Origin of the sequence: Loigolactobacillus zhaoyuanensis (assembly GCF_003946385.1) — a bacterium.
Taxonomy (GTDB): domain Bacteria; phylum Bacillota; class Bacilli; order Lactobacillales; family Lactobacillaceae; genus Loigolactobacillus; species Loigolactobacillus zhaoyuanensis.
Genome location: NZ_RHOE01000047.1, coordinates 1 through 19,493, shown reverse-complemented (window position 1 = coordinate 19,493; position 19,493 = coordinate 1). Strand labels below are relative to the sequence as shown.

17 protein-coding genes are annotated in these 19,493 nt (G+C 41.7%); 1 reads left to right on the top strand and 16 read right to left on the bottom strand.

What is annotated here, in order from left to right; all coding sequences use genetic code 11:
- The coding region (locus EKM76_RS09490; RefSeq protein ID WP_164507606.1) for an IS3 family transposase at positions 1-118 on the top strand (118 nt) is incomplete at its 5' end.
- A gap of 27 nt (positions 119-145) precedes the next feature.
- On the opposite strand, the gene EKM76_RS09485 is transcribed toward EKM76_RS09490, so the two are convergent.
- The 16 genes from EKM76_RS09485 to adhE all read right to left on the bottom strand — a co-directional run bounded on the left by EKM76_RS09485 (position 146) and on the right by adhE (position 19,113).
- The gene (locus EKM76_RS09485; RefSeq protein WP_125550436.1) at positions 146-352 is read right to left on the bottom strand and encodes a hypothetical protein; all 207 of its coding nucleotides are present in this window, start codon (positions 350-352) and stop codon (positions 146-148) included.
- Positions 353-561: 209 nt separating this feature from the next.
- The gene (gene trxA, locus EKM76_RS09480; protein WP_125550435.1) at positions 562-876 is read right to left on the bottom strand and encodes a thioredoxin; all 315 of its coding nucleotides are present in this window, start codon (positions 874-876) and stop codon (positions 562-564) included.
- A gap of 155 nt (positions 877-1,031) precedes the next feature.
- On the bottom strand, positions 1,032-3,389 hold the full coding sequence (locus EKM76_RS09475; RefSeq protein WP_125550434.1) for an endonuclease MutS2: 2,358 nt from the start codon (positions 3,387-3,389) through the stop codon (positions 1,032-1,034).
- 104 nt (positions 3,390-3,493) lie between these two features.
- Positions 3,494-4,027, bottom strand: a complete 534-nt coding sequence (locus EKM76_RS09470; protein WP_125550433.1) for a CvpA family protein — start codon at positions 4,025-4,027, stop codon at positions 3,494-3,496.
- 27 nt (positions 4,028-4,054) lie between these two features.
- Positions 4,055-4,330, bottom strand: coding sequence for a cell division protein ZapA (locus tag EKM76_RS09465; protein ID WP_125550432.1), 276 nt, complete (start codon positions 4,328-4,330; stop codon positions 4,055-4,057).
- A gap of 206 nt (positions 4,331-4,536) precedes the next feature.
- Positions 4,537-4,845 carry a DUF1292 domain-containing protein gene (locus EKM76_RS09460; protein ID WP_125550431.1) on the bottom strand — a complete coding sequence of 103 codons (309 nt, stop codon included), beginning with the start codon at positions 4,843-4,845 and terminating at the stop codon, positions 4,537-4,539.
- Positions 4,846-4,896: 51 nt separating this feature from the next.
- Positions 4,897-5,322, bottom strand: a complete 426-nt coding sequence (ruvX, locus tag EKM76_RS09455) for a Holliday junction resolvase RuvX (protein WP_125550430.1) — start codon at positions 5,320-5,322, stop codon at positions 4,897-4,899.
- Complete coding sequence (locus EKM76_RS09450) at positions 5,322-5,582, bottom strand: IreB family regulatory phosphoprotein (RefSeq protein ID WP_125550429.1); 261 nt, start codon at positions 5,580-5,582, stop codon at positions 5,322-5,324. The genes ruvX and EKM76_RS09450 overlap by 1 nt, the downstream gene beginning before the upstream one ends.
- 116 nt (positions 5,583-5,698) lie before the next feature.
- Positions 5,699-8,341 carry an alanine--tRNA ligase gene (alaS, locus tag EKM76_RS09445; protein ID WP_125550428.1) on the bottom strand — a complete coding sequence of 881 codons (2,643 nt, stop codon included), beginning with the start codon at positions 8,339-8,341 and terminating at the stop codon, positions 5,699-5,701.
- 480 nt (positions 8,342-8,821) lie between these two features.
- The gene (locus EKM76_RS09440; RefSeq protein WP_225417912.1) at positions 8,822-9,811 is read right to left on the bottom strand and encodes a hypothetical protein; all 990 of its coding nucleotides are present in this window, start codon (positions 9,809-9,811) and stop codon (positions 8,822-8,824) included.
- Between the two features lie 42 nt (positions 9,812-9,853).
- Positions 9,854-11,209 carry a DEAD/DEAH box helicase gene (locus EKM76_RS09435; protein WP_125550426.1) on the bottom strand — a complete coding sequence of 452 codons (1,356 nt, stop codon included), beginning with the start codon at positions 11,207-11,209 and terminating at the stop codon, positions 9,854-9,856.
- A gap of 11 nt (positions 11,210-11,220) precedes the next feature.
- Positions 11,221-12,171 (bottom strand): DHH family phosphoesterase, encoded by a 951-nt coding sequence (locus EKM76_RS09430; RefSeq protein WP_125550425.1) that lies wholly within the window; start codon positions 12,169-12,171, stop codon positions 11,221-11,223.
- Positions 12,172-12,173: 2 nt separating this feature from the next.
- The gene (locus tag EKM76_RS09425) at positions 12,174-13,487 is read right to left on the bottom strand and encodes a DRTGG domain-containing protein (RefSeq protein ID WP_125550424.1); all 1,314 of its coding nucleotides are present in this window, start codon (positions 13,485-13,487) and stop codon (positions 12,174-12,176) included.
- 96 nt (positions 13,488-13,583) lie between these two features.
- Positions 13,584-14,714, bottom strand: coding sequence for a DNA polymerase IV (gene dinB / locus EKM76_RS09420; protein ID WP_125550423.1), 1,131 nt, complete (start codon positions 14,712-14,714; stop codon positions 13,584-13,586).
- Positions 14,715-14,861: 147 nt separating this feature from the next.
- Positions 14,862-16,364: a glucose-6-phosphate dehydrogenase gene (gene zwf / locus EKM76_RS09415; protein WP_125550422.1), complete on the bottom strand. Its 1,503-nt coding sequence runs from the start codon at positions 16,362-16,364 to the stop codon at positions 14,862-14,864.
- A 130-nt stretch (positions 16,365-16,494) separates the two neighbouring features.
- On the bottom strand, positions 16,495-19,113 hold the full coding sequence (gene adhE, locus EKM76_RS09410; protein ID WP_125550421.1) for a bifunctional acetaldehyde-CoA/alcohol dehydrogenase: 2,619 nt from the start codon (positions 19,111-19,113) through the stop codon (positions 16,495-16,497).
- Positions 19,114-19,493 lie beyond the last annotated feature (380 nt).

Here is a 19,493-nt window from a genome sequence, read left to right as displayed (position 1 = left end):
ATTAACTTTAGCCGTATCGAACTGGATTCAATATTATAATGTCACACGAATCAAAACAAAACTGGGTGGTAAGAGCCCGGTTAAATACCGTGTTCTTACCACCCAGAAAGTCGCTTAAAGTTTCGTCCAATATTTGGGGTTCACTTCATTTAACTGTTTTTTGCCCATGTACGTACTTAACCAATTTTTCATGGTCCGATCGCGTATTCTTTGGGACTGCTTGTTGTTTAGTGACACTAGTTGCTACTATATCACGGCTTGGTTCGCTGGATTTAATTGATACACCACCAATAATTCCAACGCTCACTACAATAAAAATAAATACCAAAATCCCCACACTTTTACGACACATTGCCATCGCCCCCCAACTTCACAAAATCAGTTAAGTCGCCTGAATTTGGATAATTACCCCTTATACCACAACTTTTCACCCACAATATACCAGTATCAATTACTATAATCAATTATTTTTAATTATGATTTCTATAAAATAAAAAAAGCCACGACAACTATTGTTATCGTGACCTTTTGAACTATAAGCAGCACTAAATCTAAACCGATTTAGGCAGTATATTGTTTGATTACTTGTTCTAATTGATCCTTAGTATGGTAACCAACGAGTGTTTCAACAACTTCGCCATCTTTTTTCAATAATAAAGTTGGGATACTCATGATACCAAAATTCTGGGCCGTTGCTGGGTTTGCATCGACATCCATTTTAGTGAATTTAACTTCACCATCATAGTCTTCAGCTAGTTGCTCAACGACTGGTGATTGCATCCGACAAGGACCACACCAAGTTGCCCAAAAATCAGTTAAAACCACGCCTTTATCAGTTTCCTGACTAAAGTCTTTATCAGTAATTGCTTGTACCATAATTTCTACCCCCTCTTCAGATAGTTTAATTCTAGCAGAAAAGCACTTAGACAACAAATGATTCGCTTACTAAAAATTAGAGTATGTCTAAAAGCCGATTCCGTTCTTCAGACACTTTGAACCGATTAAATAAATTTATACCGCACTTGACATCATTATTTAAACGTCACGATCGTTGCACCATCACCGCCGGCATTAGCCGAAGCAAATTCGTACTTTTTCACTTGACGATTCGTTTTCAAATAATTAGTGATGCCTTGGCGTAAGGCGCCAGTTCCCTTACCATGAACGATCGTTACTTGACCATAACCAGCTAACAAGGCAGCATCAATATACTGATCAACATCAGCTAGTGCAGCTTCATAACGCTCTCCCCGTAGATCCAAGGTCGAGCTAACGTGATTACCGGTGTGGACCGTCGCAAATTGGCGTTGTGGCTTTTCTGCAGGTGCCCCAGCAGTCTTCTCTAAATCGTCCACGGCCACTTTCATTTTAAGGATCCCTAGTTGCACTTCCCAATGTTTCTTATCCATCTGATTAAGCAATACACCGTGTTGCCCGTATGTCGTCACTACTACATCATCGCCAACTTTTAATGCTTGACGCTGTTTTTCATGCCGTAATACTTTGTTTTTAGCTAATGCTTTTTCTTGCTTTAAGTTAGCCAAGCCTGTTTGCGCGGCGATCAATTCATGCTCTTTAACCGTCTGCTGCTGTTGCTTTTGCATTTGGTGCAACTCATGAATGATCCGTTCACTTTCTTTTTGCGCGTGATTGACAATCTGGTTAGCCTGATCTTTCGCCTTGTCCAATTGTTGCTCCCGCGCAGTGATAAATTCTTCACTAGCACTGGTTAAATCAGTGTGGAGCTCAGTGGCTGCATCAAGTAACTGCTTAGCCTGAGTTTGCTCATTTTCAGCCAGCTTACGTTGTGCCTCTAAATCACTGATCATATTGTTTAGATCTTGGCTATCTGCAGTGATCAATTGTTTAGCCTGTGTCACAATATTATCAGCTAAACCCAAGCGCGATGCGATCTCAAACGCATTTGAGCGGCCAGGAATACCGATCAACAGACGATATGTCGGTTGCAAGGTCTGAACATCAAATTCCATGCTGGCATTGATCGTCCCCACCCGATTATATCCATACGCTTTTAATTCCGGATAATGAGTCGTTGCCAAAACATAGCTATTTGTGGTGCCTAACTGATCTAGAATGGCAATTGCTAATGCAGCGCCTTCCTGCGGATCAGTACCGGCACCTAATTCATCGATTAAAACCAAACTACGATCATCAACTTGCGCTAAAATGGAGACGATATTGGCCATATGCCCAGAAAAAGTACTTAAATTTTGCTCGATCGATTGTTCATCGCCGATATCAGCAAAAATATTATCGAACACACCGACTTGGCTTTCTTCAGCGGCAGGAATAAATAAACCCGCTTGCGCCATCAATTGCAACAAGCCCATTGTCTTTAAGGTGATCGTCTTCCCACCAGTATTCGGTCCAGTAATGATCATGGCCCGATAATCTTTACCTAAAATAATATCGTTGGCGATCACCTTATTGGGATCGATCAAGGGGTGTCGCGCCTGCCGCAGACTAACTTCATTATCTAGATTTAATAGCGGCTCAGTTGCTTTGCTAGCCTTCGCGTATCGCGCTTTAGCATTAATAAAATCTAATTGGCCTAAAATCGTCGCGTTCTGCGTAATTTCAGTTTGATATGGGGCAATGGCTTCCGACAGTTCTGCCAAGATTCGCTGAACTTCTTGTTGCTCCTCCAATTGCCGTTGGCGTAAACGATTATTCAACTCCATAACATTTTGTGGTTCAATAAATAGCGTTAAACCGCTGGCACTTTGGTCATGAACGACACCGCCAAAATGACTGCGATATTCTTGCTTAACTGGAATAACATAACGATCATTGCGAATAGTGATGATCGGATCACTCAGATACTTAGCACTATTCCCGCGGGTATAGCCCGCCATTTTTTCACGAATTTCGCCTTCTAGCTGATGGATCCCATTGCGAATACCACGTAACTTAACTGACGCATCATCAGTTACATGCCCGTCTTCCTCTAATGATAGCCGCAATCGTTTAGTCAGTTCCGGTAATGTGACTAACTGGGCTTGAATCGTATCGACCTGCCGTAACGTGATCTCTTCATCAGCAAACTCTTCAAAAAAGTGTGCTACTGCGTTGGCTGCCCGTAAAACACGGCCTATTTCAGCTAATTCAACGCCATTTAAAGTACCGCCGATCGCAAGCCGTTGCATATGCGGCGCAACACTAGTTAATTGTGGAATTGGGATGGGACCCTTTAACCGCAGAATATCAGCACCGTCTTTAGTTTGATCGATTTGCTGCTGAATCTGCGTGCTATCTGTTAATGGCGACAGCGCAGCAACTTCTACTTGGCCCATCGCTGAGACAATGTACTGTTGTAAAGCTTGTTTGATTTTAGCAAACTCTAAAATCGCTAAAATTTTTGAATTCAATATGAACCTCCTTGTACTTCACCAACTAACCTAATCACAAAATCCTCATTAAGAAAGTAAAAAGAAGATAGCCCTTCAGCTTATCTTCTACTAGTAAAATCAACTTAAATCGCTTGTAACCACCAATGAATAGCTGGTATTGGCGTAAAACGTACCATACCTTGCGCTAACAATGAGTGACTCAAAAGCGATTGAATACTGGCGCTGGGAATTAAAGCCAGCACAGTCAAAAATAAAAAGACACCTATATAGACAGTTACCGCTGACAATACGCCGCCCCCGACAACATTTAACCGCGGCTCTAAAGGATAGAACGTTAGCTGTTGCAGTAAAACAGCGATAAAACGTGTCGCTAACCAACCGATAAATAAAATTAGTAAAAATCCGATGGCTGCGTAAAACGCATTATCTAATTCTAAACCAGTTTTATGGCTAAAGAAAGCAAATTGACTGGTTTCCGTTGCTGATTGGTATGGGATCAATAAAGTTAATTTAGGCGCCATCGCTAGATAGCCTAGGCGAGCAATAATAAAGGCAATCAAACAACCAATTGTATAGACGCCCTGCATTGCTAGACCGCGGCGTGTACCCACGTAATACGCATAGGCTAAAAAGATTATAATAATAAATGATAACATTAGTTTCCTCTTTGCTTGTGATCGTAATTAATTTTGTTCCGCCAACTGTTGTTTTAACTGTTTATTTTCTTTTTCTAATTGTTCAATTGTCGCTTGCTGCTTCAACTGATCAGAAACTGTGTTGATTGCTAACAAAACAGCTGCCTGCTCATCATCTAGGGTCGCTGCCAATGACTTAATTTGGGTCAACTCATTGTTGACTAACTGAGCGACCGCCTGAATGTGCGTTTCCGAAGCATTACCAATAATAACGTATTGTTTATTATCAATAACAACCTTAAAACGCCGTTTCTGCTCTGCCATCAAACGCCCTCCTTTTCATTATTAAAGTAATTATTATCTATTCGCTTAAGTAATTCAACGCATTTTATTTTAGCATAAAAAACGTAAATAAACAGCGCTTTAAGAAAATGTTAGTCAACGATCAAGATTTTATCAACTATGTAAAAAGGATCAGTACAAAGTTTTATGTTTGTACTGACCCTTTGTTGTTGCACACTAAAAATTACCTATTCTTGATCATTGTCGGCTAAGAAAGTGTTCAAAACTTCTTCAACCATGTCCCATTCAGCATCTGATTCAATCGGATAAAGATCGCCTTCAGCAAGGTCGCCTTTATCGTCAGATTTATATGAAAATGCCTGGATATCAACATCTTCATCCTCTGGTGTACCGGCTGGATACAATAAAACATAAGCCTTACCGTAATCTTCAGAGTCAAAAGTGAACAAAATTTCATACAACTCTTCGTTGCCATTTTCATCTACTAGCGTAATTTGTCGTTCGTCCTCATTTTGAGGCATTTCTTTATCAGCCATGTTAATCTCCTTAAGGTTAATCTTGACTCGTAAAAAGCCGCTATTTTAATATTAACGATGCGACTCACGGTCCAAAAAGTTTTGTAAAATCATTACTGCAGCTAATTTATCAATAACTTTCTTTCGCTTTTTTCGTGAAGTATTGGCTTGGCCGATCAGCATTCGTTCGGCTTCGACCGTCGTTAACCGCTCATCAATAAAATGAACTGGCAAACCAAACGTAGCCGTTAATAAACGCCCATAAGCTTGGGACGCTTCCGCCCGTGGTCCGATCGAATTATTCATATTCTTCGGTAGGCCAACAACAAAATCAGTGACCGAATATTCGGTCGCTAACTCCTTAACCCGGTCAATGCCAAATTCTTCTTCTGCTTCATTGATGCGAATAATTTCTACACCTTGCGCAGTCCAGCCTAAAAGATCGCTGACTGCGACCCCGACAGTTTTGGAACCAACATCCAAACCTAAATAACGCATTATTGGCGATCCTTCTTCAAGTAATTTCGAACTAATTCTTCAATGATCTCATCGCGTTCGTGCTTACGAATCAAATTACGTGCATCATTAAAACGTGGAATATATGCCGGATCACCGGATAATAGATACCCGACGATCTGATTAATTGGATTATAGCCCTTTTCTTCTAACGCTTGGTAGACAGTTTCTAAGGTCTGCTGCACATTCTTTGGTTGCTCGTGCCCAAAATCAAAACTGACCGTTTTATCTAATGAACTCACCGCAAACACCTTACCCTTCTCATAAATCTCTATTTACCGATATTTATCGTTTCTATTAAGAAAATTCAGTTTAACCTCAACCTACATTCTACTAGAAAAGCCGGTTGGATACAATTTTATTTTCCTTGTAAGAATGTTTGCACAGTTTGTAAGGCATCCGCTAAGCCAGCCGGATTCTTACCACCAGCCTGCGCCATATCAGGTCGACCACCGCCACCGCCACCAACTTTAGGTGCGATCGCCTTGATCAAATCACCAGCTTTAACGCCTTTAGCGATCCCAGCTTTAGTTACGGCGGCAATCAAGTTTACTTTTTCGCCAACAATTGTACCGAGCACCAAAACATCGGAAACGGCTTTTTGCTTCCAATCATCCGCCAATTGTCGTAACTGATTCATATCGGCAACCTTGACTTGTTCTGCAATTACAGTCACATCATTGATCGTTTGCACATTTTGGAAAATATCGGCCGCTTGTTGTTGTGCAGCCTTGGCTTGTAAACTTTCAATTTGTTTCTCTGCTTGTTTTAATTGATCTTGCAACTGTTCAACCTTGGTCACAACATTTTGTAACTGTGGTGTTTTAACTAAATCAGCTGTATCACGCAACCAAGTCTCGCGCTGTTGTAAATAAGCAAACGCTGCTTTTCCAGTTACTGCTTCAACTCGACGGACACCAGCACCGATCCCAGTTTCACCAGTAAATTTAAACAAGCCTAGTTCGGCAGTATTAGTCGCGTGCGTGCCACCATCAAATTCACGTGAATAATCGCCGATAGAAACAACGCGGACTTCTTTGCCATATTTTTCCGTAAAGATGGCGATGGCGCCCATTTTTTTGGCTGACTCAATATCGGTGATCACCCAGCTGATCGGCAAGGCTGCCCAAATTTTTTCATTCACAATTTGTTCGATTTTTTGTAATTCTTGAGGTGTAGTTTGACCCGAATGAGTGAAATCAAAACGTAAATAATCAGGTTCCACTAATGAGCCGGCTTGATGAACATGCTCACCTAAAACATCACGTAAGGCTTGGTCTAATAGATGTGTCGCCGTATGGTTTCGCGAAACCGCTTGGCGGAACTCTGGATCAACTTTCAATTGGTAAGTTTCACCCTTGGTCAGCGGTGCCAATACAGTTACTGTGTGTAGATTTTGACCATTAGGCGCGTGCTGTACATCAGTAACTTCTGCGACCTTGTTGCCAGCAGCATCTAAAATCAAACCATGATCGGCGATTTGACCACCCATTTCCGCATAAAACGGCGTCTCATCAAAAATCAACTGTGCTTCACCAGTTGCCACTTGATCAACAACTTGGTCGTCTACAACTAAGAGCTCAAGCTTAGCCGCTGCTTTTTCCAAATGATCCCAGCCAATAAATTTGCTAGGGACTTTCACGTCTAATAATAACCCGCTTTGAACACCCATCCCGTTATCTTGGCTCCGGGCTGCCCGTGCACGGTCTTTTTGTTGTTGCATTTCTGCATTAAAACCAGCTTCATCAACTTCTAAGGCTTCGTCAGCGGCGTATTCCTTAGTCAAATCAAACGGAAAGCCAAAGGTATCGAATAACATAAAGACGGTCTTACCGGACAAAGTTTTTTCGCCAGCATTTTCCGCTGCTTTAATTTGTTTGTCCAATAATTTTAAGCCGTCAGTCAAAGTATTATTGAAACGATCTTCTTCTGACTTAATGATTTTAGCAATGTAATCCTGTTGTGCCGAAACTTCCGGATAATAACTGGCCATAATTTCACCGACGATCGGCACTAATTTATAAAGGAAAGCCTGATCAATACCTAACTTTTTACCATGGACCGTTGCCCGGCGAATCAATCGTCGTAGCACATAACCACGGCCTTCGTTTGAAGGTAAGGCACCATCACCAATAGCAAAAGTCACTGCACGCGCATGATCCGCGATCACTTTAAATGAGACATCACTTGTTTTATCAGCGCCGTAGCGTTTGCCGGCGCTCATCTGTTCCGTGGCCTGAATAATTGGCATAAACAAGTCAGTTTCAAAATTAGTTTTCGTTTCCTGTACAACTGATACCAAGCGTTCTAAGCCCATACCGGTATCAATGTTTTTATGCGGTAGTGGTTCGTAGGTGCCATCAGGCTTATGATTAAATTCAGAGAAAACAATATTCCAAACTTCTAGATAACGCTCGTTCTCGCCACCAGGATAGTTTTGTGGATCGTCTTCTGCAACATTGTTAAACTGCTGCCCGCGATCATAGAAAATTTCTGAATCGGGGCCACTGGGACCTTCACCAATATCCCAGAAATTATCCTCATCTTCTAGAAGATGATCTGCCTTGACCCCAGTTTGTAGCCAAATTTCTTTAGCTACTTTATCTTTGGGATAAACTGTAATAAATAATTTTTCCGGATCAAATGCCATCCATTTAGGACTAGTCATAAATTCCCAAGCCCACGGAATAGCTTCCTTTTTGAAATAATCACCGACCGAGAAATTCCCCAGCATTTCAAAGAAAGTTTGGTGCCGAGCTGTTTTACCCACATTTTCAATATCATTAGTACGGATACTTTTTTGTGAACTGGTTAGTCGTGGATTATCAGGTACTACGCGGCCTTCAAAATATTTCTTCATTGTAGCTACACCAGAATTGATCCATAACAAACTAGGATCTTCAACTGGTACTAGTGATGCGGATGGTTCCACCGTATGGCCTTTTTCCTTGAAGAAATCAAGGAACATTTGGCGAATTTGGCTACTGGATAATTTTTTCATTAGGCTACCTCTTTCTCAATTAATCAGCTAAAAAACCATATAAAAACACCGTTGCGATTCAAGGACGCCTCAGCGCGGTACCACCTTGATTGCAACGATGTCATCGTTCCCTCTCAAACTCGATAACGCCGAGTCAGCGATATGACAGGGAGCACCACCAATAGGCATGTCATTATGCTCACAGTCAAAGGCATAACTTTCTGTAGACACCCGCTATTAGGGCATATCCGGTCTAGATTGATTTTCTGAAGTCATTATAGCTATCTCTAGCGAAACTGTCAACCAACGCGGACTGTATAAACCTCGCTAGTTCCATTATATTTTTTCCGATAACCAACTGTACTGGCCGCCTAAATATTTTAGCTACGTATTTTTCTAGCCGATAAATATAAAATTGACCCATTACTTAGCTAATTGGTCCACTCAAAAAAGTAGATCTCCACAACGGAAAATCTACTTATCTAATTCAGTCTTTTAAATTTAATCAAACGTCACTCGAATCGTTTTACGGTATAAATACTGCTGCGCTGTCAAAGCTTGCTCTAAAGCCACTGTTTGTGGTAACTGATAATAAGCTGAACGCGGCAATAATTGTTCAATTTTTAAGCTGCCACTACTAGCCGCTGGTCCTAGTTTAAGTACCCCTAGATCATCGGTCAATTCATAGGCCATTTGCCGCTGGCTAAATTCAAGGTTAAAGCCATTCTTGAATAGTTCTGGCGCAGTTAACTGATTTCCCCAAGGAAATAAGGTGGTTTGGCCACTGTTAGCCAAATATTCCCACTCAGCAGGCATTAACAAGTCAAAACCACGTTGCTCGATACGTTGCTTTAATTGGCCATAAGTAGTGGGCAGCAACTCGCAAACTTGGTAATGAACGCCATCCTCAAGTAACCGGATACTTAAATGTGGTGTAGCTTGCTCCGTGATCGAATCAGTGATAAATGGATTTAGCGCTTCTGCTGTCGGACGCAGTGCCGTCACTAATTCATGTTGATATTGATGAAAGAAGCTCTGATCACCAACGAACCGACCTGTAACACTCTGATAAAGTCCGCGGACTTGGCGATCAACAGGTAACGCCCTTTCCGCAACTAGTGATGGCGCAAAGGTAGCTTCTCGAGCGGTGCTAGTAAAATGCTCAATATAGTCTTGTACTGCTGCAGCTGTTTTTAACTTTGTTGTGCCTGGTGTAGTTGCTTCTAGAAAAGTCGACCAATCTAACTGGACAGCTGAATTAGCCCAGCCAATATTAACCATTGGCTGACCCGGAATAAAGATAAAGCGCTCGCCTTGGATCCAAGTTGCTAACGTAGATAGACGTTCACCAGCAAAATTTAAAGTTACAAAATCAGTTTGACCAATCTGTAATAACGGATTCACATAGTACAACAAAATTTGATTGAAAAGTTGGCGCTGTTGTTCCCGTGTCAATTGCCGCCAATTATCTAAATTTAGACTTTCCTGCATATTCACAGCCCGTCACCTCTATTTCACTACTTCACTAAATATTTATTTGTGAGCATTGTCGTCGCGATTCTTTTTGCGCTGTTGCCGCATATCTTCACGCTGCTTGATACGCCGTTTCTGCCGTTCATCAGTTTGAATCGCGGTGCGGATCCGCTTCTTATAGCCTGGTTTATGTTGTTTCTTTTGCTTTTTAACTAAACCAACCATTTTAGGTTCAAGCGCTTTTTTAGTCTTCTCCCGCTTGGCCCGACGATTACGATCATAGCCATCCACCAATTCGCCATGTTTCAACTGCTTAGGTTCGAAGGTGATCCCAAGTTTTTCTAGTTCTGTAATTTCTTTTTCTTGGCCTGGTTCATACAAGGTGATGGCGATCCCTGATAAGCCATTACGCCCTGTCCGACCAACACGATGGATAAAGAATTCTTGATCCGCTGGTAATTCAGTATTGATAACGTGGGAGATCCCCGCAATATCAATGCCGCGAGCAGCCAGATCAGTTGCGACCACATATTGGAAATCTAAATTTTGAATTTGGCGCATCGTTTTTTTACGATCACGAGGTGATAAGCCGCCGGAAATTTTAGCAACTTTTAGGCCTTGTTGGGTTAAATAATCCGCGATTTCATTGACTCGTTGTTTGGTATTGGCAAAAATCAAGGCTAAGTATGGATTACTATCCTTAACTAACTGGTAAATCAATTGGTTCTTATCCTTACCTTGCGTCGACACCAACCAATTACTGATGGTTGGACTGATCACGGTTTCGGTCGGAATTTCTTCGATTACTGGTGCGTTCATGTATTTACGTAAGAAAGGTTCCAACTTTTGTGGGATCGTCGCTGAAAACACCATCATTTGAAGTTGCGCCGGGAACGTTGCCGCAATTTTATCAACTTCATTTAAGAAGCCCATATCTAAGGTCATATCTGCTTCGTCAACAACAAAAGTGGTCGCAGTAAAACTTTTAAGCGCCTGACTATTAATTAAATCAAGAATTCGGCCTGGTGTACCGATCACAATTTGTGGCTGATGATGATGTAACTTATCGATCTGACGTTGCTTATCTGTTCCACCAACATATTGCTGAATGTGTAGCGGTTCTGGGCTGAAACTAGCGATCTGTTCGGCCGCCTGATAAATTTGTTCAGCTAGTTCACGACTAGGTGCTGTGATCACTGCTTGAACAGCAAAATTTTTAGCCTGTAATTGATTAAAAATCGGGATCAAAAAGGTGTGGGTTTTGCCACTACCGGTTTGCGACTGCCCAACTACACTTCTTCCTGCTGCAATCAGCGGGATCAATTTTTCTTGAACTGGTGTTGGCTGATTAAAACGAATATCAGCCAAGGCCTCTAAAATATAGGGCTTCAATTTGAAGTCTTTAAATGTACTCATAACTACCTCTTTTATTTATTATTTTGCGCAAGTTGGTCAAGTTCATGAATAATGGTCTGAATTTCAGCTTCACTATAAGCACGCGCACCACTAGCCAGTGGATGCCCGCCACCATCATGTTTTTTCGCTAATTGATTGATAATTGGTGCCTTAGAACGTAAATGTACCCGATAATTATTGGGTGCCTGCTCAACAAAAATACTCCAAACGATCACTGCCGCAATTTTGCCTGGCAACGAAACTACCGCATGTGCTTGAGCCACACTGACTTTCAAAGTAGCTAACGTTGCCGCGGTCAAAGTCACATAAGCGGCACCACTAGGTAAAACCGTCATGTGCTTTAAAACATAAGCAGATAAACGCGCTTGTTCTGGCGTTAAGGTATCCAAATTACGATTAACGATCGTTGGATCAAAATCAGCTGTAATTAATTCTGCTGCCACGTTTAACGTATGGGCACTGGTATTAGCGTACATAAAGCGACCAGTATCGCCCACTAAACCGGCGTAAAGCAAGCGTGCTGCAGTCGCTGGCAACTTAAAATCGGCCGCAATGGCTAAATCAAAAATCAATTCCGATGTACTGGAAGCTTCATCATCAACTAATTGAATATCGCCATATGCATCATCATTCGGATGATGATCGATTTTGATCAGTTTTTGACCTTGATCAAAACGTTGATCATCGATGCGCGGGGTATTAGCGGTATCAGTCACGATAACTAGTGCCTGCTGATAAATATCATCACTAACTTGCGCCATCGTCGCCAGCCAATCTAACCCTTCAGTCGCCGCACCCACCACATAGACCTTTTTATCCGGAAAACTAGCCCGAATAATTTCGGCTAGTCCTACTTGAGAGCCTAACGCATCTGGGTCAGCTTTCTCATGACGGTGAATAATGATCGTATCAAAAGCTTTGATCTGTGCACTGATTTGCTGCTGTAGCTCTTTTTTTTGCATATTTATTTTCCTCGATGTCCTTCTAAAAGTTGGCAAACCACGATTGCTTTAGCCACTAAGCCACCAGCCTGTTGCACATTAATATCCAACTTGGCCGAATGACGACCACTTTCCATAATAACCGGTGTGATCGTTAATTCAGTGTCCAACTGAATCAACCGCAAATAGTGCAAATCAACTTGATCGATCGTTGATGGTCGCTTGAGTTTAGTGACCAACAGCCGCTGACAAGCATTGACGACTAATTCACTTAATACACCTAATGAAATTGTACCCAATTGATTGATCATTTGTGGTGTAACTACCAGTTGATATACTGCACCGATCGTTTCTTTAAGATTACTAACCACTTGATCGTAAAAAGTATCATGTAACTGCAGCGGCTCACGGCGATTATCTAACGTCGCCATCACATCCTGGCGACTAATAATGCCTAATAAATGTAGCCTACTATCAACCACTGGGATCAATTCATAGCCATCGTAAACCATCATATGACTAACACTTGCCAAACTAGTCGTTTCATTGACTGTTGCCGGTGTCGTGGTCATTACCTTGTCTAAACTAGTCGGTCCACTGTAATCTAAAATATCTTTACTAGTCACCACACCAACTAATTGCTGTCGTTGTGTGATCACTGGGAACCGTGAATGATTCGTTTGTCGATTTAAATTTTTATAATCAGCCACCGTTTGTCGACTATATAAATATTTAGTTTGTGCTAACGGAATATAGATATCAGCAACTGTCGCGATTTTATGCTTAATGGCTTGGTCAGCTAGGGCACGATTAATTAGACTAGCCACTGTATAAGTATCAAAAGGTGTCACTAGTACCGGTAAAGCCTTCTGATTAGCTAGTTCAATAATGGCCGGGCTAGCTCCTAGTCCACCAGTAATTAAAACTGCAGCACCATTTTCTAAAGCTAGCTGCTGAATGGCTTCGCGATTACCAACAATTAACAAAGAATCCTTAGTAATATAGGGTACCATGCGGTCGCCAGTCATTGCACCAATTAGAAAACGGTGCAGCACTTTATTCAAGCCAGCTTCACCGCCTAAGACCATACCATTAATAATCTGCAGCAACGCTTGATAGGTTAACGTTTCTAACTGAGCCGGTGGCATTTGGTCGATTCGCACCGTCCCAACACGCTCGATCGTTGAAACTAAACCGCGCGTTTCGGCAGCTTTGATCGCCTGATAGGCAGTGCCTTCACTGATTGCCAAGTCACGAGCCAAGCCACGCACGGATATTCGTTCACCAATTTTTAGTGCTTTAATATATTGTACGCCTTGCTCTCGCTTCGATGCCATCAGTTACCTCCGTTAATTAGCACTTTTACGTTTATAATCGAACCCAAGTATACCGGTTTTTTAACTAAATTACAAAGTTAGCTATAATCACAAATCCTACTTTAAGTGGTTAAATAGCGGCAAACTAATTTCTTCAAACGCCATTGGATCTAATGTGGTCACTGTGACGCCTAACAAGCGCACACCTTTATCCAAACTGCCGCTTTCATCCCATAATTGTTGGGCATAATAAGTAATGGCCGTTTCCTCGGCAATATAATCAGTTAAGGTCAACCGTTTGGTAGTCGTTTCAAAATCACGATTTCGCCATTTTAACACAATCGTCTTACCGTGTTTCTGTGTTTTAGCTAAATTTTTAGCCACGCCACGCGCTAGCACGCGCAATTCAGCGTTGACCTGTTCTTCACTACTCAGTGGTTGGCCAAAAGTTGCTTCACGCCCAACTGATTTGCGCTGTCGTTGATACTCAACTGGCCGCAAGTCAACACCGTGTACGTGACGATAAAGTTGATCCCCCATTTTTCCAAAGCGCTGAATCAGCTCTAGTTCCGTTAATCGCTTTAGATCCGCACCGGTGTAAATATCTAGTTCATGTAATTTAGGCACTGTTTTCTTACCAACACCATGAAATTTTTCAATCGGTAAATCGTTTAAAAAAGCCAGCGCTTGCTCCGGCATAATAACCGTTGTTCCCGCCGGCTTACGATAATCAGATGCCATTTTAGCCAAAAATTTATTGTAGGAAATACCAGTCGAGCTAGTTAATTGCGTAGCTTGCTTAATCTCAACTTGAATTTTGCGGGCTAACTGCACTGCACTAGCTAAATCGACTTTATTAGCCGTCACATCGAGGTAAGCTTCATCCAAGGCCACATATTCGATCACGCTGGTATAACGCTGAAAAATAGCATGTACTTGTTCCGAAACACTGCGATACAATGTGAAATCTGGCCGCTTAAAAATTGCTTTAGGACATAGCTCAAGGGCCTTTTGCGCGGCCATCGCTGAATGGACACCAAATTGGCGTGCAGTATAATTTGCCGTGGTCACGACCCCTTTACCCCCGCTATCACTAGGATCACGAGCGATGATCAATGGCTTCCCCACAAATTCAGGATGTTCACGCTCTTCAATTGAAGCATAAAAAGCATCCATATCAACGTGAATGATTTTCCGCGATAGATCATTTGTTAAAGGAATTTGTAAAACACCCACTGTGGTCGCCATTGCTGCACCCCCCCATTACCAAACGTTTTTATATCTATTTAGTATTGTAACTCAAACGTACGTTCTAAGGCTAGTCTGATTGTCTGGATAATTGAGCTTACGCATACAAAAAAAGCCAGAGCAATTACTCTAGCTTTTATAAAATCATTATTCTTCTGGTAGCGTTTGGGCTGGATCAAAAATCCAGTGACGTCCATCACGAGCCAATAATTCATTGGCCGCTGCTGGACCCATGGAGCCGCTACGATAATTGGGGAAATCAGTTGGTTCATTTTCCGCCCAAACTTTTTCCACAACATCGGCAAACTTCCAGGTTTGCGAAAGCTCATTCCAATGTGTGAAGTTAGTTGAATCACCATTTAATGCATCTAACAACAAACGCTCATAGGCTTCTGGACTATTACCAGCTGCCGCCGCGCTATGCCGGAAATCAAGGTCGACCGGCCGTGTAGCAAAACCTTGACCTAATTTCTTGGCATTGACCCGTAAACCAAAACCTTCCGTTGGCTCAACGTAAATGGTTAAAACGTTATCGCCTAACTTATCCTCGTCGCTAACTGCGTTAAAGATGTTCATTGGTAATTGCTTGAAAACAACATCAACTCTTGTCGCTTTTTTTGCCAACCGCTTGCCGGTCCGTACATAAAACGGCACGCCTGCCCAGCGATAATTTTCAAATTCCATTTTACCAGCAACGTAAGTTTCAACGTTTGAATCGGAGGCCACTTGTTCCGCTTCACGGTAACCTTCTAATCGCGCACCATCGACCGTTGCTGGTCCATACTGACCGCGGACAAAATTACGCCGTGCCTCTTCAGGCGTATCAATATGCAAACTGTGTAAAACCTTGATTTTCTCATCGCGAATATCAGTGGCCGAAAATGAAACTGGTGGTTCCATTGCCAGTAACGTTGCAATTTGTGAAATATGATTTTGCACCATATCACGCATTGCACCTGCAGTTTCATAATAACCAGCTCGTTCTTCAACGCCCAAAGCTTCACTTAAAGTGATCTGAATATTATCAATGTAACGATTATTCCATAAAGACTCAATAATATTATTGCCAAAACGAATGGCGGAAATATTTTGTACCATTTCTTTACCTAAATAATGATCGATCCGGTAGATTTGGTCTTCTGCAAAGGATGCACGAATTTGTTCATTTAGCTCCTCGGCACTATTATAATCATGACCAAATGGCTTCTCAATGATCAACCGATTAAAACCATCTGCAGTCAGAATCTGTTCTGACTTTAAATGCTTAGCAATTGTGCCAAAGAAGTTTGGTGACATTGCCATATAATAGAGTCGATTACTTTGTAATTCGTATTGTTGATCTAATTTTTTAGCCAAGTTTTCCAATACCACGTAATGTTCCGAATTAGTCACATCATGTGATTGATAATAAAAATGACTAGCGAAGGCAGCAACTTGTTCATCTGTAGCCTGTAAGTCGCTTAATGAGTCAGTCACGATTTGATGATAATAATCATCTGTCCAAGGCCGCCGCGCAGTGCCGATCACCGCAAAATGTTGATCCAAATAGCCTTTCTGATAAAGTCGAAATAGCGATGGGTATAATTTGCGCCGCGCTAAATCACCAGAACCGCCAAAAATAATAAATAAAGCTACTTTTTCGTTTTGCATGCCTGACACCACTTCCGTTATTTTTTAACTCTTACTAATTGTACCCATTCACTTCACCAACAGCAAGCCAACCAGCTGAAAAATTTCGACATAAAAAAGCAGCCACTAACCGGCTGCTTTTTGAACTGCTTTAATTAGTTTCGACACCTTGGCCATCCCATTCACGAACTAAAATTTCTTTCAGTTCACTGATCAATGGTTCCTTTGGATTGGCTGGTGTACATTGGTCTTCATAAGCTAATTCAGCTAATTTATCGACGCTACGATCAAAATGATCTTTTTCAACTCGATTCGCTTTTAAGCTTAAAGTCACATCAACTGAATGTGCCAAATCAATGAAGGCTTGGACCAAGGCTTCTTTAAGCTCTTCGTCAGTATTGCCTTTCAAGCCAAGATAGCGGGCAATATCAGCGTAATCTTCTAAGGCAGTAAAGTGTGAATATTTAGGCCACATTGCAATTTTAGTGGGTACGGTTGCGTTAAAGCGAACGACTTGCGGATAAGTGATTGCAATCGCTAAGCCGTGGGGTAAGTCGAATTCACCACCCAATTTATGGGCGATCGAATGATTGATTCCCAGATAGGCGCTGGCAAAGGCCATCCCTGCCATCGTTGCGGCATCGTGCATTTTTTGGCGTGCTTCACGATTACCTTCGTATGAAGCTTTCAAATTATTAAAAGCTAGCTTCAACGCTTGCAGTGCCCAGCCGCGTGTATATTCAGAAGACATAACTGAAACATAGGCTTCGGTTGCATGCGTAATCGCATCCAGGCCAGTCCAAGCTGTCGTCCGCTTCGGTACCGTTTCAACAAATTGTGAATCAACAATTGCAATATCGGGTTGCATTGCGTAGTCGGTGATTGGGTACTTAACGTGTGTTTTGGAATCCGTGATCACTGCGTATGGTGTTACTTCAGAACCAGTACCTGAAGTTGTAGGAATCCCGATATATTTTGCTTTGTTGGGTACAGGCACCTTGTAAGTCCGTTTACGAATATCCATAAATTTCTGCTTGGCACCAAAGAATGACGTTTCTGGATGTTCGTACATCAACCACATGAATTTACCGGCATCCATGGCGGAGCCACCGCCTAAGGCAATGATCGTATCTGGTTTGAAGGCATCCATCCGTGCGACGCCTTTATACACAGTATCTGTTGAAGGATTAGGTTCAACATCCGAGAAAATATCAATTTCGACTTGGTTTGAACGTTTGCGTAGAACATCCAGCACACGATCCGAATAACCAAACTCGACCATCCCAGGATCACAAACTAGAAAAACTCGCTTGATTCCTTCCATGTGTTCCAAGTAGCGGACCGAATTACGTTCAAAGTAGACCTTGGGTAACTTTACCCACTGCATGTTATTCCGCCGTTTCGCGACTGTTTTGATATTGATCAAGTCCATATCTGAAACGTTGTGCGAGATCGAGTTTTTACCGTATGAGCCGGTTCCTAAAGTCAGGGATGGACGCATATTGTTATAGATATCGCCGAGGCCGCCTAAAGCAGATGGTGAATTGACCAAGATTCGACAAGCCAGCATATCCATACCAAACTGCTTAATTAACTCATCATCACGACTATGAATTGCTGCAGTATGACCAAGGCCGCCAAATTCTAGCAATGCTTTGGCACGAGCAAAAGCATCCGCATGATTTTTAGCTTCATACAACGACAAAACTGGTGATAATTTTTCACGAGATAATGGGTATTTTGGTCCAACGCCATCGATTTCAGCAATTAAGACTTTAGTATCTTTAGGAACATCGATCCCAGCTAATTGAGCAATTTCGTAAGCTGATTTACCAGCGATTGGGCCTTTAACGCCGCCACGTTTAGCATCAAACATAGCTTCCCCTAACGCTTTTAATTCGCTTTTTTTAACGAAATAACAATTCCAATATTTAAATTCTGCCTTAACTTCAGCGTAAATTTCTTGGTCAACGATGGCACTATTTTCTGAAGCACAAACCATACCGTTATCAAAAGTTTTTGATAACACAATATCGTTGACCGCTTGTTTAATATCAGCAGTTTTTTCGATGTACGCTGGGCCGTTACCAGGACCAACGCCAAGGGCAGGATTACCACTAGAATAAGCTGCTTTGACCATACCAGGGCCGCCGGTTGCTAAGATCGTCGCAATTGATTCATGGTGCATCAATGCCCCGGTTGCTTCAATACTTGGGTCAGCGATCCATTGGATACAATCCGCTGGCGCACCAGCCTCGATTGCTGCATCGAGAATAATTTGCGCAGTCCGAACACAGGCTTTTTGTGCTTGTGGATGGAAACCGAAAATAATTGTGTTACGTCCTTTTAATGAGATCAATGATTTGAAGACAACCGTTGATGTTGGGTTAGTTACTGGCGTCACCCCTGCGATAATACCTAGTGGTTCAGCAATTTTCATCATCTGTGTTTCGTCATCATCTTCGATCACACCAACCGTTTTATCATCACGAATACTATTCCAGACATATTCACTGGCATAGATATTTTTAATCACTTTATCTTCAACAATACCACGATGAGTTTCGGCAACCGCCATTTTTGCTAATTCCATATGATGATCAAGTGCAGCTAAGGCCATTGCCTCACAGATCTGATCAACTTTTTCTTGTGTAAAAGTAGACATAGTTGCCAATGCCTTTTGCGATTTATTAACTAAGCTATCGATCGTTTGTTCAACGGAAATGCGATTATCATCCATTTCAACAGCAGTTTTGGTTTGTTTTAGCATGATACAGTTCTCCATTTCTCTATTGGTTTTTATTGTTATCTATTTCACAATCAAATGATACTACGAATTAAAAAAATTGTAAAGTAATTTCAGCATAAATATAAAAGTTGTTATTAAGCGCTTTCATAACTACTGAATATGGACTTTCCTGAAAAATTCATATTTTTTATAGAAATTTTTTTGTGAAATTAATAACAATAGCACGCAAAAAAAGCACCGACAATTAAAATTGCAATGTCATTAAGTTAGTGACTTGACAATTATTAGTCCCTGAGGAAATCGCTCGGCTAATTTTAAAACCACCTGATTAGTCATTTCATGATTGCTAATTGGGTGGTTTTTATAATTTAAAGCTAATTTAAAGCGCACTAAAATAAGGG